Here is a 17054-nt window from a genome sequence, read left to right as displayed (position 1 = left end):
CGCCGGCCGGGAACTGTCCGAGGCGCTGCGCCGCCGGTGCCTGTTCCTGCACATCGGCTTCCCGGAGGAGGAGCTGGAGCGGCGGATCGTCCGGGCCATGGCCGTCGGTCCGCCCGCCGCCGGGGCGATGCCGGTGTCAGCGCTCCTCGCGGAAGGGGACGTGCGCGCCGGCCACCGGGTCGTACTTGCGCAGGACGAGGCGGTCGGGGTCGTTGAGACGGTTCTTGCGCGTCACGTAGGTGACGCCGGTCCCGGCCGTCGACTTCAGCCGGACGACGGGACGCGTGGTGCTGCGTGCCATGGGATTCCTTTCCGCCCGGCCCCCCGCTTCGATCTTGATCCGGGCATGCCAATCACAGCGGATGCAACAGCACCCCTCGGGCGGGTATTCCGGGCCCGCCCTCAAGTTTCCTCCCGGCGCGCGGGGACGCCGGCCGGGTCACTCCCCCGCCGTCTCCAGGACCTTCTTCAGGGCGGCCAGCTCGGTGTCGACCAGATCGGTCTGCTCCTTGAAGAAGGAGTCGGTGAACGCCGGCGGCCGGTGGAAGGTGATCATGAATTCGGCGCCGTCGCCGTTGGGGATCACCCGGGCCGGTACGCGCCAGGAGGCGGTCTCGTCGACGTAGTCGTGGTCGAGGATGCCGAACTCGGCGTTGGCGCGCAGCCGCAGCCGGGCCGGGCCCAGCGGGGTGGACATGCGCCACCAGTCGGGGTCGTCGGTGGGCTCGATGGACCGGACGTTGACGACGGCCCACCGGGGCCAGTTCGCGGGGTCGGCGAGGAAGGCGAAGACCCTCTCGTACGGGCAGTCGATGGTGACGGTCTTGGTGATGGAGGGCTCGATGCTCATCGTGCGCTTCTTTCAAGGGGTGTCGTGCGGTGCTGTCGGATGCGTCTCGCCCACCAGCTGCCGGATCCACTGCTCCAGCTGCCGCCGCTGAGCGGCGCCGAGCGAGCCGAAGTAGTGGGCGTCGTTCCGGTCGGCGATCTCGGCGAGTTCCGGAACCAGGGCCCGCGCCCGGTCGGTCAGGACGAGCCGGACCGTGCGCCGGGAGGCGGGGTCCGGCTCGCGGCGGATCAGGTCCTTGGCCGCGAGCCGGTCGACCAGGCGGGAGACGGCTCCCGGGTCGATGTCCATGTGCGCGGCCACGGCCTTGGTGGTGTCGTGGCCGTGGAAGACACTGATCATCACGCCCCACTGGGACACGGTGACGTCGTGCCGGTCGAGTTCGGCCTCGAAGCGGCTGTGGACCTCGTCGGAGAGACGACGGAGCCAGTAGCCGAGGTGATCGTGAAGTCCACTCGTCTTGCTCACACACCCAGAATCGTTGCCGCGACAACTCTTGTCAAGGCAACAATGAACAGCGCCCGCCGTCCGTCCGTCTCAGCCGGGGACCGACTTGGTGCCGTGCCCGAGACCGCCGACGTGGAGGCCCGCTCCGTGCCGGTGGCCCCGGAGGGCGCTCGGTGTGCGGCAGAACGCGATGAGGGCGGCGTCGTCGTCGAGGCGCCCGCCCACATGGTCGAGCAGGTCGCGGCGGATGTGGTGCAGAAGCTTCTCGGGGCTGCTCCCGGCCCACCGGGCGACGCGGTCGGCGAGCGGGTAGAAGGTGCCGCCGGCGTCCCGCGCCTCGATGACGCCGTCGGTGTAGAGCAGGAGGGTGTCACCGGGCTCGAAGGAGAACACGTCGACGGTGTAGTCCCCGGGGGACGGCCCGTGGATCCCCAGCGGGGGCGCCGGGTGCACGGGGACCGTGACGGCGCTGCCGGAACTGAGCAGCAGGGGCGGCGGGTGGCCGCAGCTCAGGACCCGGGTGACGTGGCCGTCGTCGGGGATCTCCACCAGCATCACGGTGGCGAACCGCTCCCCCAGGTCCTCGTCTGATCCGAGGCTGGGCAGGTTGCGGGCCACGCTGCGTTCGAGGGCGGCGGCCAGCTCGGGCAGGGTGGTGTGGTGGTGCGCGGCCTCGCGGAAGGCACCGATGAGCAGGGCGGCCTCGCCGACGGCGGACAGGCCTTTGCCGCGGACGTCACCGATCATGACCCGCACGCCGTTGTCGGTGGGGGTGGCGGCGTACAGGTCGCCGCCGATCTGCGCCTCTGCCTCGGCCGCCAGGTACAGGCAGGCGATGCTCATGGGGCCGATCCGCTCCGGCAGCGGCCACAGCAGAACGTGCTGGGCGGCTTCGGCGACCATGCGGACCTGTGCCAGCTGGCGCTGGCGGCGCTCGCGCATGACGCAGTAGAACACCGTCAGGGCGGACAGGACGGCCAGGGCCAGGATCTGCACCAGTACGTTGCGCGTGAACAGCACGCCGAAGTGCCAGCCGATGTACGCCTGGGCGCCGACGGTCAGGAGCCCGATCAGCCCGGTCAGCCAGGCACCTGCGAAGGAGACGGTGATCGCGGGAGCGATGACCAGCAGCGGACCGAGGTGGACGTCGGCCGGAACCAGCTGGTCCACCACGGTGATGACCACGATGAGCGCGATGGGAAGCACCAGCAGCGCATGGCTCGACTGCCACGGCTGCCGCATACCCGCAGCGCCTCGCCGGACGTCCACGTCTTCCACAGTGCACCCTCCGGGTGACGGCTGCCGAACGCACGCCCGGCGGATCCGGCCGACCTAGGGTCTTTCCTTCGGATCAGGCCGGCTCCGGCCGACGGGGCTTTCCGGCCGACCCGAGCGGGGTCTGGTGCGTGCAGCTGCAAGGCGGAGGAGGGAGACAACGCGGAGCGTTGGGGACCGACGACAACGCCGCAGATGTGCGTGCCAGACCCCGCGACCCCGGCAAGATCCGAAGGAGAGGGCCTAAGGCGCGGCGGCTACCGGACGGCCACCTCGGGCGGGCGTTCTCGCAGTGCGCCGTAGGCGATGAAGTAGGCGGGGACGCGCCGCACCCAGCGCGACTCGGCGACCAGGTGCGCCAGCCGCCGGGCCCTCGCCGCGCTGCCGAGGGGCGGCCGGCCCTGGAGGACGGGGGCGATGAAGCGGGCGTGAGCCGCCCGCTGGAGGGCCTGGGTGAGGACGGCGGTCGGCCTGCGGCGCCGTTGCAGCCCGCGCACGTCACGCGGGCGTACGGTCCCGCGGCGCAGGGGCTCGGCCAGATAGCGGGCGGCGGCCACGGCGTCCTGCACCGCGAGGTTGATCCCGATGCCGAAGACCGGGGACATGGCGTGCGCGGCGTCGCCGATGCACAGCAGGCCGGGCCGGTGCCAGTGGCGCAGCCGGTCCAGGCGTACGTCGAGGAGCTTGACCTCGTCCCAGGAGCGCAGGGCGTGCGTGCGGCCGGCGATCCAGGGGACGGCGGCGGTGAAGTCCGCGAGGAAGGTGTCGAGACCCGCGGCCCGGCGCCGGGTGTCCGCGCCCTTGGGGATGAGTGCGGCGCACTGCCAGTAGTCGCCACGGTCGATCATCGCCGTCAGGAAGCGGTCGCCGACGCCGCCGACGAGTCCGCGCGGGTCGCCCTCGTGGCGTGGCAGGCGGAACCACCAGGCGTCCATCGGGCAGTTGAAGCGGTGCAGGCCCAGTTCCGGGCGGGACCGGGCGAGCGAGCCGCGGCCGTCGCAGGCGACGGTGAGGACGGCGCGCAGCTCTCCGGTGCGGCCGTCGCAGGTGCGGTAGCGCACCCCGGTCACCCGGCCGGACTCCAGCAGGAAGGAGGTCGCCTCCGTGCTCATGCGCAGGTCGAACGTCGGCTCGCGCCGGGCCTCGTCCGCGAGGAGGTCCAGCAGGTCCCACTGCGGCACCATCGCCACGTAGTTGTACGGGCCGGGCAGCACCGCCAGGTCGGCGACCGTCACGGCAGAGCGGCCGGTTCCGACGGGCAGCTGGACGGTGCGCACCCGGCGCTGCGGCAGCCGGGCGAACCGCTCGGCGAGGCCCAGGTCGTCCAGCAGCGCCAGGGTCGAGGGGTGGACGGTGTCACCGCGGAAGTCGCGCAGAAAGTCGGCGTGCTTCTCCAGGACCGTCACGTGGACGCCGGCCCGGGCCAGCAACAGGGCGAGCACCATGCCCGCGGGGCCGCCTCCCACCACACAGCACGTGGTCCGCTCCATCGCAGTCCTGCCCTTCGCCGGAGCAGTAATTCATCGCCAGATGAATATTGTACTCCTCGGCGGCCCGCCTTCCGAGTCCCGGCAGGGCCGGGCAGCCCCACAGCCGGCCTCGGGGCCGCGTGGTAGCGTCCGGGCGGCGGCTCGGACGTGCCTGCCCCGGACGAGAGGTGCGCCGTACCCGGCCCGCAAAGACGACGCACGCGCGGAGACATCGTGGACACCGGCACGCACCCGATCGACTTCACCTCCACCCCTCCCCGGGGACGCCCGTTGCCGGCGCGGTGGATCCACGGCTCGCCCTCGGCCAAGCACAACACCGACCCGGACATCCAGGTCCACGCCTACGACGAGCACACCTTCGTCCTGCGGCAGAACAAGGCGGTCCACTACGAGGCGCCGTTCCTGTTCCTGCTGTGCGGCAACGAACGGGCCGTGCTGATCGACACCGGCGCCACGGAGTCCGCCGAGTTCTTCCCGCTGCGCCGGGTGGTCGACGGGCTCCTCGCGGACTGGCTCGCCCTGCATCCCCGGGACGACCACCACCTGCTCGTGCTGCACACCCATGGCCACGGTGACCACGTCGCGGGCGACGGCCAGTTCGCCGGCCGCCCCGGCACCACGGTGGTGGCCGCCGACCGCGCCACCGCCTGGCCGTACTTCGGGTTCGACACGGACCCGGAAGCGGTCGCCCACGTCGACCTGGGCGGCCGGGTCCTGGAGTGCCTGGCCACCCCGGGCCACCACGAGGCGGCCGTCACCTTCTACGACCCGGCCACCGGGCTGCTGCTGACGGGCGACAGCGTCTATCCCGGCCGGCTCTACATCCAGGACGTCCCCGCGTTCACCCGCAGCATCGACCGCCTGATCGAGTTCGCCGACCGCCGGCCGGTCACCCATGTGCTCGGCTGCCACATCGAGATGACCGGCGAGCCCGGCGTGGACTACCCCGTGCGCACCACCTACCAGCCCGACGAGCCCCCGCTCCAGCTGACGCCCGCCCACCTGCGCCGGATCCGGGAGGCGCTCGGCCGGCTCGGCGACGACCGCACCCGGCAGGCCTCCTCCGACTTCGTCCTCTGCCCGCACTCCTGACCGCTCCGGGCCGCCCCTCGGCCGGTCAGGCGGCCGTCACCTCGGCTTCCCCCGCCCGGTCGCGGTGGATCGGCGTCTTCGCACCGGTCAGGGGGGCGCCCGTCCCGCCCCGCCTGGTGGCGACGACCTCCGCCACGATCGACAGGGCGGTCTCCTCCGGCGTACGGGCGCCGAGGTCAAGGCCGATCGGGGACCGCAACCGGGCCAACTCGCTCTCGCTCACGCCTTCTTCGCGCAGCCGCCGATTGCGCTCCTCGTGCGTGCGGCGCGAGCCCATCGCGCCGACGAACGCCACGGGCAGCGCGAGGGCCGCCTTCAGCAGGGGTACGTCGAACCGGGCCTCGTGGGTGAGCACGCACAGCACCGTGCGGGCGTCCGTCGGGGTGCGCCGCAGGTAGCGGTGCGGCCAGTCGACGACGACCTCGTCGGCGCCGGGGAAGCGGTCCGGTGTGGCGAAGACGGGGCGGGCGTCGCAGACGGTCACGTGGTAGCCGAGGAACTTGCCGGCCCGCGCCAGCGCCGACGCGAAGTCGACCGCGCCGAAGACGATCATGCGCGGGGGCGGGACGTTCGACTCGACCAGCAGGGTGACGCCGCCGGGGCAGTGCGAGCCGTCCTCCGCGATGTCCAGGGTGCCGGTGCGGCCCGCCTCCAGCAGGGCCCGGGCCTCGCCCGCCGCCGTCCGGTCCAGCTCGGGACGGCCGCCGAGACCGCCCTCGTACGTGCCGTCCTCCCGCACCAGCAGGGCACGGCCGAGGAGTTCGGCCGGACCGCGCGTGACCCGGGCGAGGGCCGCGGGCACCTCCCGGGCGGCGGCCGTCACCGCCGCACCCAGGACCGCGCGGGCGGGCCCCTGCCCGACCACCGGCGTGATCAGGACGTCGATCGTCCCGCCGCAGGTCAGCCCTACGGCGAAGGCGTCCTCGTCGCTGTAGCCGAAGCGTTCCGTGACGCTCTCGCCGGTCTCCAGCGCCTCCCGGCACAGGTCGTACACGGCGCCCTCCACACAGCCGCCGGAGACCGAGCCGATGACACTGCCCGCGCTGTCGACGGCGAGGGCGGCGCCGGGACCGCGCGGTGCGCTGCCGCCGACGGCCACCACGGTGGCCACCGCGAAGTCCCGGCCCTCCTCGCACCAGCCGAGCAGCTGACCGGCGATGTCAAACACGCGGCGCTCCCGCCAGGATGACGCGGTCGGGCCTGATCGGAAGGCTGCGGTGCCGTACACCGGTCGCGTGCCAGACCGCGTTGGCGACGGCGGCCGCGGCGCCCACGATGCCGATCTCGCCGATGCCCTTGATCCCGACCGGGTCGGCCGGGTCGGTGTCGTCGATCCAGTCGGCCTCGATGTGCGGCACGTCGGCGTGGGTGGCCACGTGATAGCCCGCGAGGTCGGCACCGACGTGGCCGCCCGAGGCACGGTCCCGGACCGCCTCCTCGTGCAGTGCCATGGAGATGCCCCAGATCATGCCGCCCCGCAGCTGGTTGCGTGCGGTGAGCGGGTTGACGATCCGGCCGGCCGCGAAGACGCCGAGCATGCGCCGCACCCGCACCTCGCCGGTGGTGACGTCCACGGCGACTTCGGCGAACTGCGCCCCGAACGAATGGCGTTCGGCCGGAGCGAGGGCGCCGATGGCCGCGGTGGTGTCCGACCGCACCGTGACGCCCTCCGGGGGGATGTCGACGCCCAGGGCCAGCCGCTCACGCAGTTCGCCGGCCGCGGCCGTGACGGCCCAGGACCAGGAGCGGGTGCCCATGGAGCCGCCGGCGATCATCGCGGGTCCGAAGTCGCTGTCGCCGATGCGGACGCGGACGCGCTCCGGGGGCGCGCCCAGCGCGTCGGCGGCGACCAGGGTGAGTGCGGTACGGGCCCCGGTGCCGATGTCGGCCGCGGAGATCCGGACGGTGTAGGTACCGTCCGGGTGAGCGGTCGCGGTCGCGGTCGACGGTGCGGCGCCCGAGGGGAAGGACGCCGCCGCCATGCCGGTGCCGAGCAGCCAGCGGCCGTCCCGGCGCCGCCCCGGACGCGGGTCGCGGTCCGCCCAGCCGAACCTGCGGGCGCCCTCCCGGAGGCAGTCGGGAAGGTTGCGGCCGGCGAACGGCAGGCCGGAGACCGGCCCCTTGTCGGGTTCGTTGCGCAGGCGCAGCTCGATCGGGTCGAGCCCGCACTTCTCGGCGAGTTCGTCGAGCGCCGCCTCCAGCGCGAAGGATCCCGGTGCCTCGCCCGGGGCGCGCATGAACGTCGGGGTGGGCACGTCGAGCCGTACCACGCGGTTGGCCGTGTGGTGGGCGTCGGCGTCGTACATCACCCGCGCCGGCGCGGCGCTCGCTTCGACGAACTCGTGCACGGTGGAGGTGAGGCTGACGGAGCGGTGCTCCAGGGCGCGCAGCCGTCCGTCGGCGTCGGCGCCGAGCCTGACGTGCTGGGTGGTGGGACTGCGGTAGCCCGCGAGCGAGAACATCTGGCGGCGGGTCAGGACGACCCGCACGGGCCGTTGCAGGACGGTCGCGGCCATCACGGCGGCGACCTGGTGGGCGCGGACGCCCTTGCTGCCGAAGCCGCCGCCGACGTGTTCGGAGCGTACGCGCACCGCGGACGGTTCGAGCGAGAAGAGGTTGGCGAGTTCACCGACGACCCAGGTGGCTCCCTGGTTGGAGTCGATCACCTCGAGCCGGCCGCCGTCCCAGCGCGCGGTCGCCGCGTGCGGCTCCATCGGGTTGTGGTGCTCTTCGGGGGTGGTGTACTCGGCGTCCACGACGGCGTCCGACGACGCCAGCTCCGCGTCGAGGTCGCCCTTCTCCGTCACCCCGGGCATGTGGCCGTCCACCGGGTAGGCGTCCGGGTGCTCGCCGTCGAAGCCGGTGTCGTGGGGCTCCTGTTCGTAGTGCACCACGAGCGCTTCGGCGGCCTCCCTGGCCTGCTCGGACGTCTCGGCGACGACCAGTGCCACCGGCCAGCCCAGGTGCGGCACCCGGTCGTGCTGGAAGACGGCGCAGGTCGGGTCCGGCTTCCCCAGGAGGCCGGTGTACTCGGTGTCCAGGCGCAGGGCGTTGCGGTGCTCCAGGACGGCCAGGACGCCCGGCATGGCGAGCACGGGGTCGGCGTCGATGTCACGGATGCGGCCGCGTGCGACCGTGGACAGCACCAGCCAGCCGTGCGCGAGGTCCGCGAAGGGGACCTCACCGGCGTAGCGGGCGGCTCCGGTGACCTTGTCCCTGCCCTCCACGCGGGTGTGCGCGGTGCCGACGGAGGGAGCCTGGACGGATGTTCCGGCGGTGACCGTGGTCATCGGGTGGCCTCCTCGGCGAGTTCGGACAGGACGGCCACCACGAGGTTGCGCATGAGGGTCACCTTGTATCCGTTGTGGGGCAGCGGCCGGGCCGCGGCCAGTTCGGCGTCGGCGGCGGCCGCGAAGGTCTCGGCGTCGGCCGGCGCGCCGGCCAGCACGCGCTCGGCGGCCACGGCCCGCCACGGCCGCGAGGCGACCGCGCCGAAGGCCAGGCGGACGTCGCGGACGACACCGTCACGGACGTCGAGCGCGGCGGCGACGGACCCGATGGCGAACGCGTACGAGGCGCGCTCGCGCACCTTGCGGTAGCGCGAGACGGCGGCGACCGGGGCGGCGGGCAGCACCACATGGGTGATCAGCGCGCCCGGCGGCAGGGCGGTCTCGCGGTGCGGGCTGTCACCGACGGGCAGGTAGAACTGGGCGAGCGGCAACTCCCCTGGCCCGTCCGCCGTTTCGAACTGGACGACGGCGTCGAAGGCGGACAGGGCCACGCCCATGTCGGAGGGGTGTACGGCCACGCAGTGGTCGGACGCGCCCAGGATCGCGTGGTTGTGGTGCTCGCCCTCGACGGCCGGGCAACCGCTGCCGGGGACCCGCTTGTTGCACGGTTTGGTGACGTCGGTGAAATAGCCGCAGCGAGTGCGCTGCAGCAGATTCCCGCCCACCGTGGCCATGTTGCGCAGCTGGCCCGACGCACCGGCCAGCACCGCCTGCGCCAGGGCCGGGTAGCGGCGCCGGACCTCGGGATGGGCGGCCAGGTCGCCGTTGGTGACGGTGGCGCCGATGCGCAGCCCGCCCTCCGGCGTCGACTCGATGTCGTCGAGCGGGAGTTCACGGATGTCGACGAGCCGGGCGGGCCGTTCGACGCCGGTCTTCATGAGGTCGACGAGGTTGGTGCCGCCGCCGAGGAAGCGCGTGTCCGGATCGGCGCCGAGCAGCGCGACGGCGCCGGAGACGTCGGACGCCCGCTGGTAGTCGAACTCCCTCATGCCACGGCCTCCTTCGCGTCCGCGCCGACGCCGGCGCGCTGCGAGGTCGTCCCCGCTTCGCCGCCGCGCTCCGCGTCCGCCCCTGCTTCGGCGGCCCGGGCGACCGCCTCGACGATCGAGACGTACGCGCCGCAGCGGCACAGGTTGCCGCTCATCCGCTCCCGGATCTCCTCCGCGGACAGGGGCGGTGGCCCCGCCTCGGGCCTGACGTCGCCGGTGACGGCGCTCGGCCAGCCCGCCGCGTGTTCCCGGATCACCCCGATCGCCGAACAGATCTGCCCCGGGGTGCAGTAGCCGCACTGGTACCCGTCCAGGTCCAGGAAGGCCTGCTGCACCGGGTGCAGCCGTTCCCCGTCGGCCAGGCCTTCGACGGTGGTGATCTCGCGGCCCTCGGCGGCCACGGCCAGCTGCAGACACGCGACGGCCCGGCGCCCGTCCAGCAGGACCGTACAGGCGCCACATTGGCCCTGGTCACAGCCCTTCTTGGTGCCGGTCAGATCGAGACGCTCGCGCAGCGCGTCGAGCAGGGTGGTGCGGTGATCGACGGGCAGTGTGTACTTCTCTCCGTTGATCTTCAGGGTGATGACACTGGACGCCGATGAGGCCATGAGCAGCTTCTTTCGCATTTCCAGGACAGACGGGAAGCGGACGGACGGGACGCGGACAGTGGGGACGCGGTCCGGCCGCCGGCGTACGGGCGGCGCGGGAGGAGTGCGTGGTGGGGGGCTCCGCAGGGGTGGGGCGATGTGCGGAGCGCTCGGTCGAAGTCGTGGCTGCCGACTGCCGTGGGGCCGCGTCCGCCGCTATCGTGGACGTAACCGGACAGCTGTCCGCTACCTGAGAACGTAACGGACAGCTGTCCGGTTAGCAAGAGCGGGGTTCAGGCCAGAACCCTCGAGGAGGACGCGTGCCCGAGAAGAAGGACACACCGCTGCGCTCGGACGCGCAGCGCAACCGGGAGCGCATCCTGGACGTGGCACTCACCGAGCTGACGCGCTGCGCGGACACCCCGCTGAGCGTGATCGCCAAGAAGGCGGGCGTCGGCCAGGGCACCTTCTACCGGAACTTCCCCAACCGTGAGGCGCTCGTCCTCGAGATCTACCGCCACGAGATGCAGCAGGTCGCCGACAGCGCGGCCCAGTTGCTGGCGACCCTGGCGCCGGACCGGGCCCTGCGCGCGTGGATGGACCGGCTCGCCGAGTTCGCCATGGCCAAGGCCGGCCTGGCCGACGCGATCCGGCAGGTCACCGGCGCCCCCGGAGGCCCGGCGAAGCCCTCCCCCACACCGGTGGCCGCCGCCGCGGAACTGCTGCTGCGCGCCAGCGAGGAAGCCGGCACCATCCGCCCCGGCATCAACGGAGAGGACTTCCTCCTGACCATCGCCGGTCTCTGGCAGCTCACCCCGCGCGACGACTGGCAGCCACGCGCCGCCCGGCTCTTCGATCTCGTCATGGACGGGCTGCGCGCCGGGGCGCCAGGGCGGCGCGGCCGCTGACGGGGCGGCCCGGCGCACCGCCCGGCCCCGCACGGCCGGGACCGGGTCACCCGGCGCGATTCAGAGGTTTTCCCGTACGACCCGCTCGGCCACTTCGTGCTCGGCGGCCGCCGGGTCGAGCTCGCTCACGCTCAGCAGGTCGGTGTCGTCGTTGAGGTGCCGCTCCCACGCGGCGGCCATGCGTTCCCGCTGCTCCTGGGGCAGTTGCTGGACCTGGTCCCGGCTGGCGGGCGACAGCGCGTGGACAAAGCGGTGGACAGGGTCGGTCTCCATGGCCGTTCCTTGCGTCGCGGTACCGTCTCGTGCCTGGTGGTGACGGGTGTGCCGAGACATGTGCCCTGACGCCCCCTCATGGATGCGCCCCGGCGCACATGTCACCCGAAGAGACGGGCAGTGGGCCCCCTCCGCCGAAGGGGGCCCACTGCGCGCACCGGCTCATGCGCCGCCGTCACCCGGCGCCACCGGGATGTCAGCGACGGTGTCCGCCCTCGTGGCCACCGTGGAGGACACCGCCGTGCCGCTCCTCGCCACCGTGGAGGACACCGCCGTGCCGCTCCTCGCCGTGGTGCCAGTCACCCTCGCCGCGATGCCGGTCGTCCCCGTCGCGCCGGCCGTCCCCGTCGTGCCGGCCACCGTTGTCGGCGCGGTGGTCGTGGCCCCAGCGGCCCCCGTCGCGCCGGCCGTCGTCGTCGGCGCGGTGACCGCGGCCCCAGGAGAAGTCGTCGACGAAACGGCCCTGGTCGTCGCGGAGGGTGGCCGTGTCGGAGTCGTTGCGCCACACGTACGCGCGCCGGTCCTGGTACAGGTCGGTTCTGGTGTCCCGGCCCACGCCGGTGTGCACGCGGACGGTGGCACCGCCCTCCAGCCGGACGTGACGGAAGGTGTACGTGTGGCCGTCCTCGTCCGACAGGGTCCAGCCGCCCAGGTTCATCCCCCGGCGCGCGTGGTTGGTGATGTCCACCCACTCGCTGTTCAGCGAGCGGTGGGAGCCGATGCCCCGGCCCGGGAAGGCGTGCTGCACGTCGCTGATGAACACGCCGCTGCGGCCCGGGCGGTGGTGGTCGGCGGCCTGGGCCGGCAGCGCCGCCGCCCCCACCACCGCGGCGGCCACGGCGGCGGCAGCGGTGAGGCGACGGACAGAGGCAGAAACGGATACGGACACGAAGGTCCCCCTTCACAGGGAGTGCGGGTGGCGGCCGGAGTGGCCGCACCCCCACACCGTGCCCGACTCATCCCGTATGTGAGGGAAATGCTCGGGCAGTTACAGATTCCGAACGGTTTCGTGACGGTTGCTTGAAATATGCATTCGGCACCGAAGGTCTCGGTCGTACGTCTCGCAGCGGTAGCCTGCTGATGAGGGCAGCCATGACCGATGAGGTGCGCATCCGGCTCCTCGGCGGGTTCGCCGTGGCGGTCGAGGACCGCCCGGTCGCCGCCGGGGCGTGGCGGCTGCGCAAGGCCCGGGTCCTGCTGAAACTGCTGTGCCTGGCCCCGGGCCACCGCCTGCACCGGGACCGGCTCTACGACGTGCTCTGGCCGGATCTGGACCGGTCGGCCGCATCCAACAACCTGCACCAGGTGCTGCACTCCGTGCGGCGTGCCCTGGCCTCCGCGGGCGCGTCGGGTGACGTCGTCGTACTCCGCGACGACCTGGTGCTGCTCGGGCCCGACGGAGGCGTGCACGTCGACCTCGACGCGTTCCACGAGGCGGCCGGGCGCGCCGCGGACGGCGGCGGCATCGCGGACTATCGGGCCGCGCTCGCCCTGGCCGGTCCCGGTCTGCTGCCGGAAGACCGGTACGAGTCCTGGGCGAGCGAGGCGGCCGAGGCGCTGCAGACGCGCCGTACCGCGCTGCTGCTGGGGCTCGCCGCGGCGTTGGAGGACGCTCACCACACGGCCGACGCCGTCGAGACGCTGCGCGCCCTGATCGCCGAGGACCCGCTGCACGAGCCCGCTCACCGCTCGCTGATGCGGATCCTCGCCGACGCCGGGCGGCGCCGGGACGCCCTGGCCGTCTACGAGCGGCTGCGGGACACCCTCCACCGCGACACCGGCGCCGATCCCGACCCGCAGACCCGCCGCCTGTACCGGGCGCTGCTGGCCGACTCGGTCGAGGCACCGGAGCGGCCCCGGGAGGCCGTACGGCTGCGGCTGCCCGTGCCGGCCACGGCGCTCATCGGCCGGGACCGCGAGATCGCCGAGGTGGAGAAGCTGCTCGGGCGCAGCCGACTGCTGACTCTCACGGGGGCGGGTGGCTGCGGCAAGACCCGGCTCGCGCTGGCCGTGGCGGGGCGCCGGGCCGGTGACTTCCGGGACGGGGCCTGCTTCGTGGACCTGGCCGGGCTCGCGGAGCCCGGCCTGCTGCCCGAGGCGGTCGCCGCGGCCCTGGGGCTGCAGCTGCCGCCGTCCGGCGGGAGCCGGGCAGCGCTGATCGCCCAGCTCGGCGGCCGGGAGCTGCTGCTGGTGCTGGACAACTGCGAGCACCTGATCGACGCGTGCGCCGTCCTGGCCTCGGAGGTCGTCGGCCGCTGCCCGGGCGTCCGTGTGCTCGCGACCAGCCGGGAGCCGCTGCGCAGTTACGGGGAGCGGACCTTCAGGGTGCCCTCGCTCGGGCTGCCGGATCCGCGCCGGCTGCCGTCCGTGGCGGACCTGGGCCGTTTCGCGTCGGTACGGCTGTTCGTGGAGCGTGCCGCCGACGCGGACACCGGATTCCGGCTGTCCGAGGAGAACGCGGCCGCCGTCGCGCAGATCTGCTTCCGGCTCGACGGGATGCCCCTGGCACTGGAGCTGGCGGCCGCCCGGGTGCACGTCCTGGCGCCCCGTCAGATCGCCGAACGCCTCGACGACGCCCTGACCCTGCTCGGCCGCGGCAGCCGGCACGGTGTGACCCGGCAGCAGACGCTGCTGGCGACGCTGGAGTGGAGCCACCGGCTGCTCGACGACGAGGAACGGCGCCTGTTCCGCCGGCTGGCCGTCTTCGTCGGCGGACTCTCCCTCACCGCGGCCGAGGAGGTGTGCGCGGACGGCGGGGACGGCAGCCCGGTGCTGGACCTGCTCGACCGGCTGGCCGACAAGTCCCTGGTCCTCGTGGAGACCCGGCGGGAGGAGGTCCGCTACCGGCTGCTGGAGACGATCCGGCAGTACGCCGGGGACCGGCTGCGGGCCGCCGGGGAACGGGCGGCCACCGAGGCCGGGCACCGGCGCTTCTACCTGGCACTCGCCGAGGCCCGGGACCGTGAGCCGCCCACCGGTGTCTCGGGGGCGACCTCGCTGGAACTGGAGGCCGACTACGGCAATCTGCGCGCCGCCCTGCGCTCCCTGCTGAGCCACGAACCGGACGACGCGCTCCGGCTGGCCGTGGCCCTGCGCTCGTTCTGGCCGGAACGCGGGCACCTCGCCGAGGGCCGGCGGTGGCTGGACGACACCCTGGCCGCCGCACCCGAGCCGTCCCCGCAGCGGGCGAAGGCGCTGATGGGACAGGCCGTGCTGGCGATCCGCCTCGGGGACTGCTCCCCGCTGGAGGACATCGCCGAGCAGATCGTCGGCATCCAGCGGCGGCGGCCCGATCCGCGGGCGGCCGCCCACGCACACGCCCAGCAGGCGGTCCTGCTGTGGATGCGGGGTTCGTGGGACCGCGCCCGCGCCGCCCTCGATCTGGCCCGCGCACTCGCCCGGGACGCGAGCGAGCCCTCGGTCCTCGCCGCCGCCGCGCACCTCGCGAGCGTCTGGGCCGTCTGCCGCGGCGAGGGCCCCGCGGCCCGTGCGGCGTGCGAGGAGAGTCTGCGGATGCTCGATGACGCCGAGGCGGCGGGTGAACCGTTCTTCCCGGTCATGACGCCCGGCTACGCGGTCGAGGAGGACGACGCCGGGCAGGTGTCGCTGTTCTTCGAGGAGACGGTGCTCGCCGGCCGTACCGTCGGCCGGCGCCGGGCACACGGCTACGCCCTCGCGCAGTCGGCGTGGGCGAGCCGCCTCGACGGCGATCCGGGCGCGGCCGCCACGGCGGCGGAACGCGCTGTCGACTGCTTCCGCGGGCTCGACGACCCGCACGGCGAGTCCCTGGCCCTGAACACCCTCGGCAACATCCACCGCAGCCACGGCGCGCACGACGCGGCGCGCACGTATCTGGACGCGGCGCTGGCGATCAGGCGCCGGCTCGGTGACCGCCGGGAGGAGGGCATCAGTCTCGGCTGTCTCGGCCTGCTCCACCTGGCCGACGGCGACACCCACAACGCACGGGCGGCCCTCGCCCGTGTCCTCGCGGGCTTCGAGGAGACCGACGACTTCCCGGGCATCACCAACAGCCTGCTGCACCTCGGTCTCGTCGCCCGGGCCGGTGGGGACCCGGCACGCGCCCGTGCGCTGATGACCCGCGCCCAGCGCCTGGAGGACGTCGCCGGATCGCGCTCCGCCGCCGCCTGGGTCGCGCTCGTGCTGGCGCAGCTGCTGTGGCAGGCGGACGAGCGCGAGGCCGCCGCGGCGACGGCGGCCCGGGCCGGTGACCTCTTCGCCCGGCTCGGCGGCGCACGGGGGCCGGCCGCCCTGAGGCGCGCGACGCCATGGGCGGCCACCGGCAAAGCCGCTGCTGAGTGAGTGCTAAGAGGCGCTCCCTACGGTCGTGGGCGTCAGCGAGAAGCACTCACACCAAGGAGCCGACCATGTCGATCGACACGGCACGGGGCATCCTGGGGGACGCCACCATCGCCGAGCTGGAGGCGGGCCTGCGCGGCAGCGTCGTCCGCCCCGACGACGCGGAGTACGACCGGGCCCGCGCGGTCTGGAACGGGGCCCACGACAAGCATCCGGCCATGATCGTGCGGTGTGCCGGGACGGCGGACGTGATCCGCGCCGTCGAGTTCGCGCGCAGCCAGGACCTCGAGGTCGCGGTGCGCGGCGGTGCGCACAGCATCGCGGGGTTCTCGACCTGCGACGACGGGATCGTCATCGACCTGTCGCCCATGAAGGGTGCCGTCGTCGATCCCGTGCGGCGCCGGGTGGTCGCCCAGGCCGGCATGACCTGGGGCGATCTCGACCGCGAGACGCAGGCCTTCGGGCTCGCCGTCACCGGCGGCCTGGTGTCCACCACCGGCATCTCCGGATTCACGCTCGGGGGCGGAGTGGGCTGGCTGCTGCGCCGCCACGGGCTGGCCTCCGACAACCTGACGGCGGCCGAGGTCGTCACGGCGGACGGCCGCGTGGTCCGCGCCGACCCGCACCAGCACCCCGAGCTGTTCTGGGCCCTGCGGGGCGGCGGCGGCAACTTCGGTGTCGTGACGTCCCTCGAGTACCAGCTGCACCCGGTCGGGCCGCAGGTCCTGGCCGGCCTGATCGTCTATCCGCTCGCGGAGGCCCGCAAGGTCGTCACCGGCTGGCGCGAGCTGATCGCGGACGCTCCCGACGAGCTGACGACACTGGTCAACCTGACGACGGCACCTCCCCTGCCGTTCCTGCCCGAGGAGGTCCACGGCACCCGCGTCGTGGTCGTGCTCGGCATGTACGCGGGCGACCCCGCGGCGGGTGAGCCGGCCGTCGGCCCGCTGCGGACGCTGGGCACGCCCCTCGCCGACCTGATGGGCCCGATGCCGTACACCGCGATGCAGTCCATGCTCGACCCGCTGTGGGAGGCCGGTGCCCACAACTACTTCACGTCGGCGTTCATCGAGCCGTCCGACGCCGCGGTCGACGCCCTGCTGCGCCGGCACCTGGCGTCGCCGGCGTCCTCCGGCGAACTGCACCTGCATCAACTGGGCGGTGCCTTCGCCCGGGTGCCCGCCGACGCCACGGCCTTCAGCCAGCGGGACGCGAGCGTGTTGTGCAACGTGATCGCGCGGTCCCCCGACGCGTCGGGTTTCGACACCGCGGTCGCGTGGGCCCGCGGGGCCCGCGAGGAGATCGCGCGGCACGGGCACGGGACGATGTACGTCAACTTCACCGGCGACTCGGCCCGGGACCGGGTGCGTGCCTCGTACCCCGACGCGGTCCACGAGCGGCTGGTGCGGGTCAAGGACGCCTACGATCCGACCAACCTCTTCCACCTCAACCAGAACATCCGGCCGTCGTCCGCCGCGTGAACGGGCCGCCCTGCCGGCCCGCCGGTCCGGCAGGGCCGGCGGCCCGGCAGCCGGCCGT

The 17054-nt window shown here is 73.7% G+C and carries 14 protein-coding genes, 2 pseudogenes and 1 riboswitch; of the genes and pseudogenes, 5 read left to right on the top strand and 11 right to left on the bottom strand.

Going from position 1 to position 17054, the window contains the following annotated elements:
* Positions 1–94 (top strand): annotated as a pseudogene (locus AB0N17_RS34745) (MoxR family ATPase); the annotation flags it as partial.
* Positions 95–136: 42 nt separating this feature from the next.
* Here the strand turns inward: AB0N17_RS34745 and rpmG are convergent.
* The 5 genes from rpmG to AB0N17_RS34720 form a co-directional block, all read right to left on the bottom strand.
* Positions 137–301 carry a 50S ribosomal protein L33 gene (gene rpmG / locus AB0N17_RS34740; protein WP_366015608.1) on the bottom strand — a complete coding sequence of 55 codons (165 nt, stop codon included), beginning with the start codon at positions 299–301 and terminating at the stop codon, positions 137–139.
* Between the two features lie 138 nt (positions 302–439).
* Positions 440–850: an SRPBCC family protein gene (locus AB0N17_RS34735; protein ID WP_366015607.1), complete on the bottom strand. Its 411-nt coding sequence runs from the start codon at positions 848–850 to the stop codon at positions 440–442.
* A gap of 12 nt (positions 851–862) precedes the next feature.
* The gene (locus AB0N17_RS34730) at positions 863–1315 is read right to left on the bottom strand and encodes a MarR family transcriptional regulator (RefSeq protein ID WP_366015606.1); all 453 of its coding nucleotides are present in this window, start codon (positions 1313–1315) and stop codon (positions 863–865) included.
* Between the two features lie 69 nt (positions 1316–1384).
* Positions 1385–2536: a PP2C family protein-serine/threonine phosphatase gene (locus AB0N17_RS34725; protein ID WP_366015605.1), complete on the bottom strand. Its 1152-nt coding sequence runs from the start codon at positions 2534–2536 to the stop codon at positions 1385–1387.
* Positions 2537–2826: 290 nt separating this feature from the next.
* On the bottom strand, positions 2827–4059 hold the full coding sequence (locus tag AB0N17_RS34720; protein WP_366015604.1) for an FAD-dependent oxidoreductase: 1233 nt from the start codon (positions 4057–4059) through the stop codon (positions 2827–2829).
* 133 nt (positions 4060–4192) lie between these two features.
* Positions 4193–4260, top strand: a riboswitch (guanidine-III (ykkC-III) riboswitch).
* A gap of 12 nt (positions 4261–4272) precedes the next feature.
* Here AB0N17_RS34720 and AB0N17_RS34715 point away from each other — a divergent pair.
* A complete protein-coding gene (locus AB0N17_RS34715; protein WP_366015603.1) occupies positions 4273–5151 on the top strand; it encodes an MBL fold metallo-hydrolase in 879 nt (292 codons plus the stop codon).
* Positions 5152–5176: 25 nt separating this feature from the next.
* Here AB0N17_RS34715 and AB0N17_RS34710 read toward each other — a convergent pair whose 3' ends face one another.
* From AB0N17_RS34710 to AB0N17_RS34695, 4 genes are read right to left on the bottom strand one after another with little or no spacing between them, the layout of a single operon-like run.
* The gene (locus tag AB0N17_RS34710; RefSeq protein ID WP_366015601.1) at positions 5177–6319 is read right to left on the bottom strand and encodes an XdhC/CoxI family protein; all 1143 of its coding nucleotides are present in this window, start codon (positions 6317–6319) and stop codon (positions 5177–5179) included.
* The gene (locus tag AB0N17_RS34705; protein ID WP_366015600.1) at positions 6312–8441 is read right to left on the bottom strand and encodes a xanthine dehydrogenase family protein molybdopterin-binding subunit; all 2130 of its coding nucleotides are present in this window, start codon (positions 8439–8441) and stop codon (positions 6312–6314) included. The genes AB0N17_RS34710 and AB0N17_RS34705 overlap by 8 nt, the downstream gene beginning before the upstream one ends.
* Complete coding sequence (locus AB0N17_RS34700; RefSeq protein ID WP_366015599.1) at positions 8438–9430, bottom strand: xanthine dehydrogenase family protein subunit M; 993 nt, start codon at positions 9428–9430, stop codon at positions 8438–8440. Before AB0N17_RS34700 ends, AB0N17_RS34705 begins: the two co-directional genes overlap by 4 nt.
* Positions 9427–10038 (bottom strand): 2Fe-2S iron-sulfur cluster-binding protein, encoded by a 612-nt coding sequence (locus AB0N17_RS34695; RefSeq protein ID WP_366015598.1) that lies wholly within the window; start codon positions 10036–10038, stop codon positions 9427–9429. Before AB0N17_RS34695 ends, AB0N17_RS34700 begins: the two co-directional genes overlap by 4 nt.
* A gap of 299 nt (positions 10039–10337) precedes the next feature.
* On the opposite strand from AB0N17_RS34695, the gene AB0N17_RS34690 reads away from it, so the two are divergent.
* Positions 10338–10925, top strand: coding sequence for a TetR/AcrR family transcriptional regulator (locus AB0N17_RS34690; RefSeq protein WP_366015597.1), 588 nt, complete (start codon positions 10338–10340; stop codon positions 10923–10925).
* A gap of 60 nt (positions 10926–10985) precedes the next feature.
* Here AB0N17_RS34690 and AB0N17_RS34685 read toward each other — a convergent pair whose 3' ends face one another.
* Together AB0N17_RS34685 and AB0N17_RS34680 are read right to left on the bottom strand one after the other, a co-directional pair.
* Positions 10986–11198, bottom strand: coding sequence for a hypothetical protein (locus tag AB0N17_RS34685; RefSeq protein WP_366015596.1), 213 nt, complete (start codon positions 11196–11198; stop codon positions 10986–10988).
* Positions 11199–11610: 412 nt separating this feature from the next.
* Positions 11611–12036, bottom strand: a pseudogene (locus tag AB0N17_RS34680) (lamin tail domain-containing protein); the annotation flags it as partial.
* A gap of 254 nt (positions 12037–12290) precedes the next feature.
* Here AB0N17_RS34680 and AB0N17_RS34675 point away from each other — a divergent pair.
* Positions 12291–15518, top strand: coding sequence for a BTAD domain-containing putative transcriptional regulator (locus tag AB0N17_RS34675; protein WP_366015595.1), 3228 nt, complete (start codon positions 12291–12293; stop codon positions 15516–15518).
* A 65-nt stretch (positions 15519–15583) separates the two neighbouring features.
* Positions 15584–16996: an FAD-binding oxidoreductase gene (locus tag AB0N17_RS34670; protein ID WP_366015594.1), complete on the top strand. Its 1413-nt coding sequence runs from the start codon at positions 15584–15586 to the stop codon at positions 16994–16996.
* Positions 16997–17054: the final 58 nt, after the last annotated feature.

This window comes from Streptomyces sp. NPDC051133 (genome assembly GCF_040682635.1).
In the GTDB taxonomy this organism is placed as follows: Bacteria; Actinomycetota; Actinomycetes; order Streptomycetales; family Streptomycetaceae; genus Streptomyces.
Note: the sequence above shows the minus strand (reverse complement) of the source record. Positions and strands in the feature narration are given on the sequence as shown.

Excerpts from the sequence above, each read along its gene's own strand:
- AB0N17_RS34720 (WP_366015604.1), bottom strand. The coding sequence starts at position 4,059 with ATGGAGCGGACCACGTGCTGTGTGGTGGGAGGCGGCCCCGCGGGCATG.
- AB0N17_RS34705 (WP_366015600.1), bottom strand. The coding sequence starts at position 8,441 with ATGACCACGGTCACCGCCGGAACATCCGTCCAGGCTCCCTCCGTCGGC.
- rpmG (WP_366015608.1), bottom strand. The coding sequence starts at position 301 with ATGGCACGCAGCACCACGCGTCCCGTCGTCCGGCTGAAGTCGACGGCC.
- AB0N17_RS34670 (WP_366015594.1), top strand. The coding sequence starts at position 15,584 with ATGTCGATCGACACGGCACGGGGCATCCTGGGGGACGCCACCATCGCC.
- AB0N17_RS34695 (WP_366015598.1), bottom strand. The coding sequence starts at position 10,038 with ATGGCCTCATCGGCGTCCAGTGTCATCACCCTGAAGATCAACGGAGAG.
- AB0N17_RS34735 (WP_366015607.1), bottom strand. The coding sequence starts at position 850 with ATGAGCATCGAGCCCTCCATCACCAAGACCGTCACCATCGACTGCCCG.
- AB0N17_RS34675 (WP_366015595.1), top strand. The coding sequence starts at position 12,291 with ATGACCGATGAGGTGCGCATCCGGCTCCTCGGCGGGTTCGCCGTGGCG.
- AB0N17_RS34700 (WP_366015599.1), bottom strand. The coding sequence starts at position 9,430 with ATGAGGGAGTTCGACTACCAGCGGGCGTCCGACGTCTCCGGCGCCGTC.
- AB0N17_RS34685 (WP_366015596.1), bottom strand. The coding sequence starts at position 11,198 with ATGGAGACCGACCCTGTCCACCGCTTTGTCCACGCGCTGTCGCCCGCC.
- AB0N17_RS34725 (WP_366015605.1), bottom strand. The coding sequence starts at position 2,536 with ATGCGGCAGCCGTGGCAGTCGAGCCATGCGCTGCTGGTGCTTCCCATC.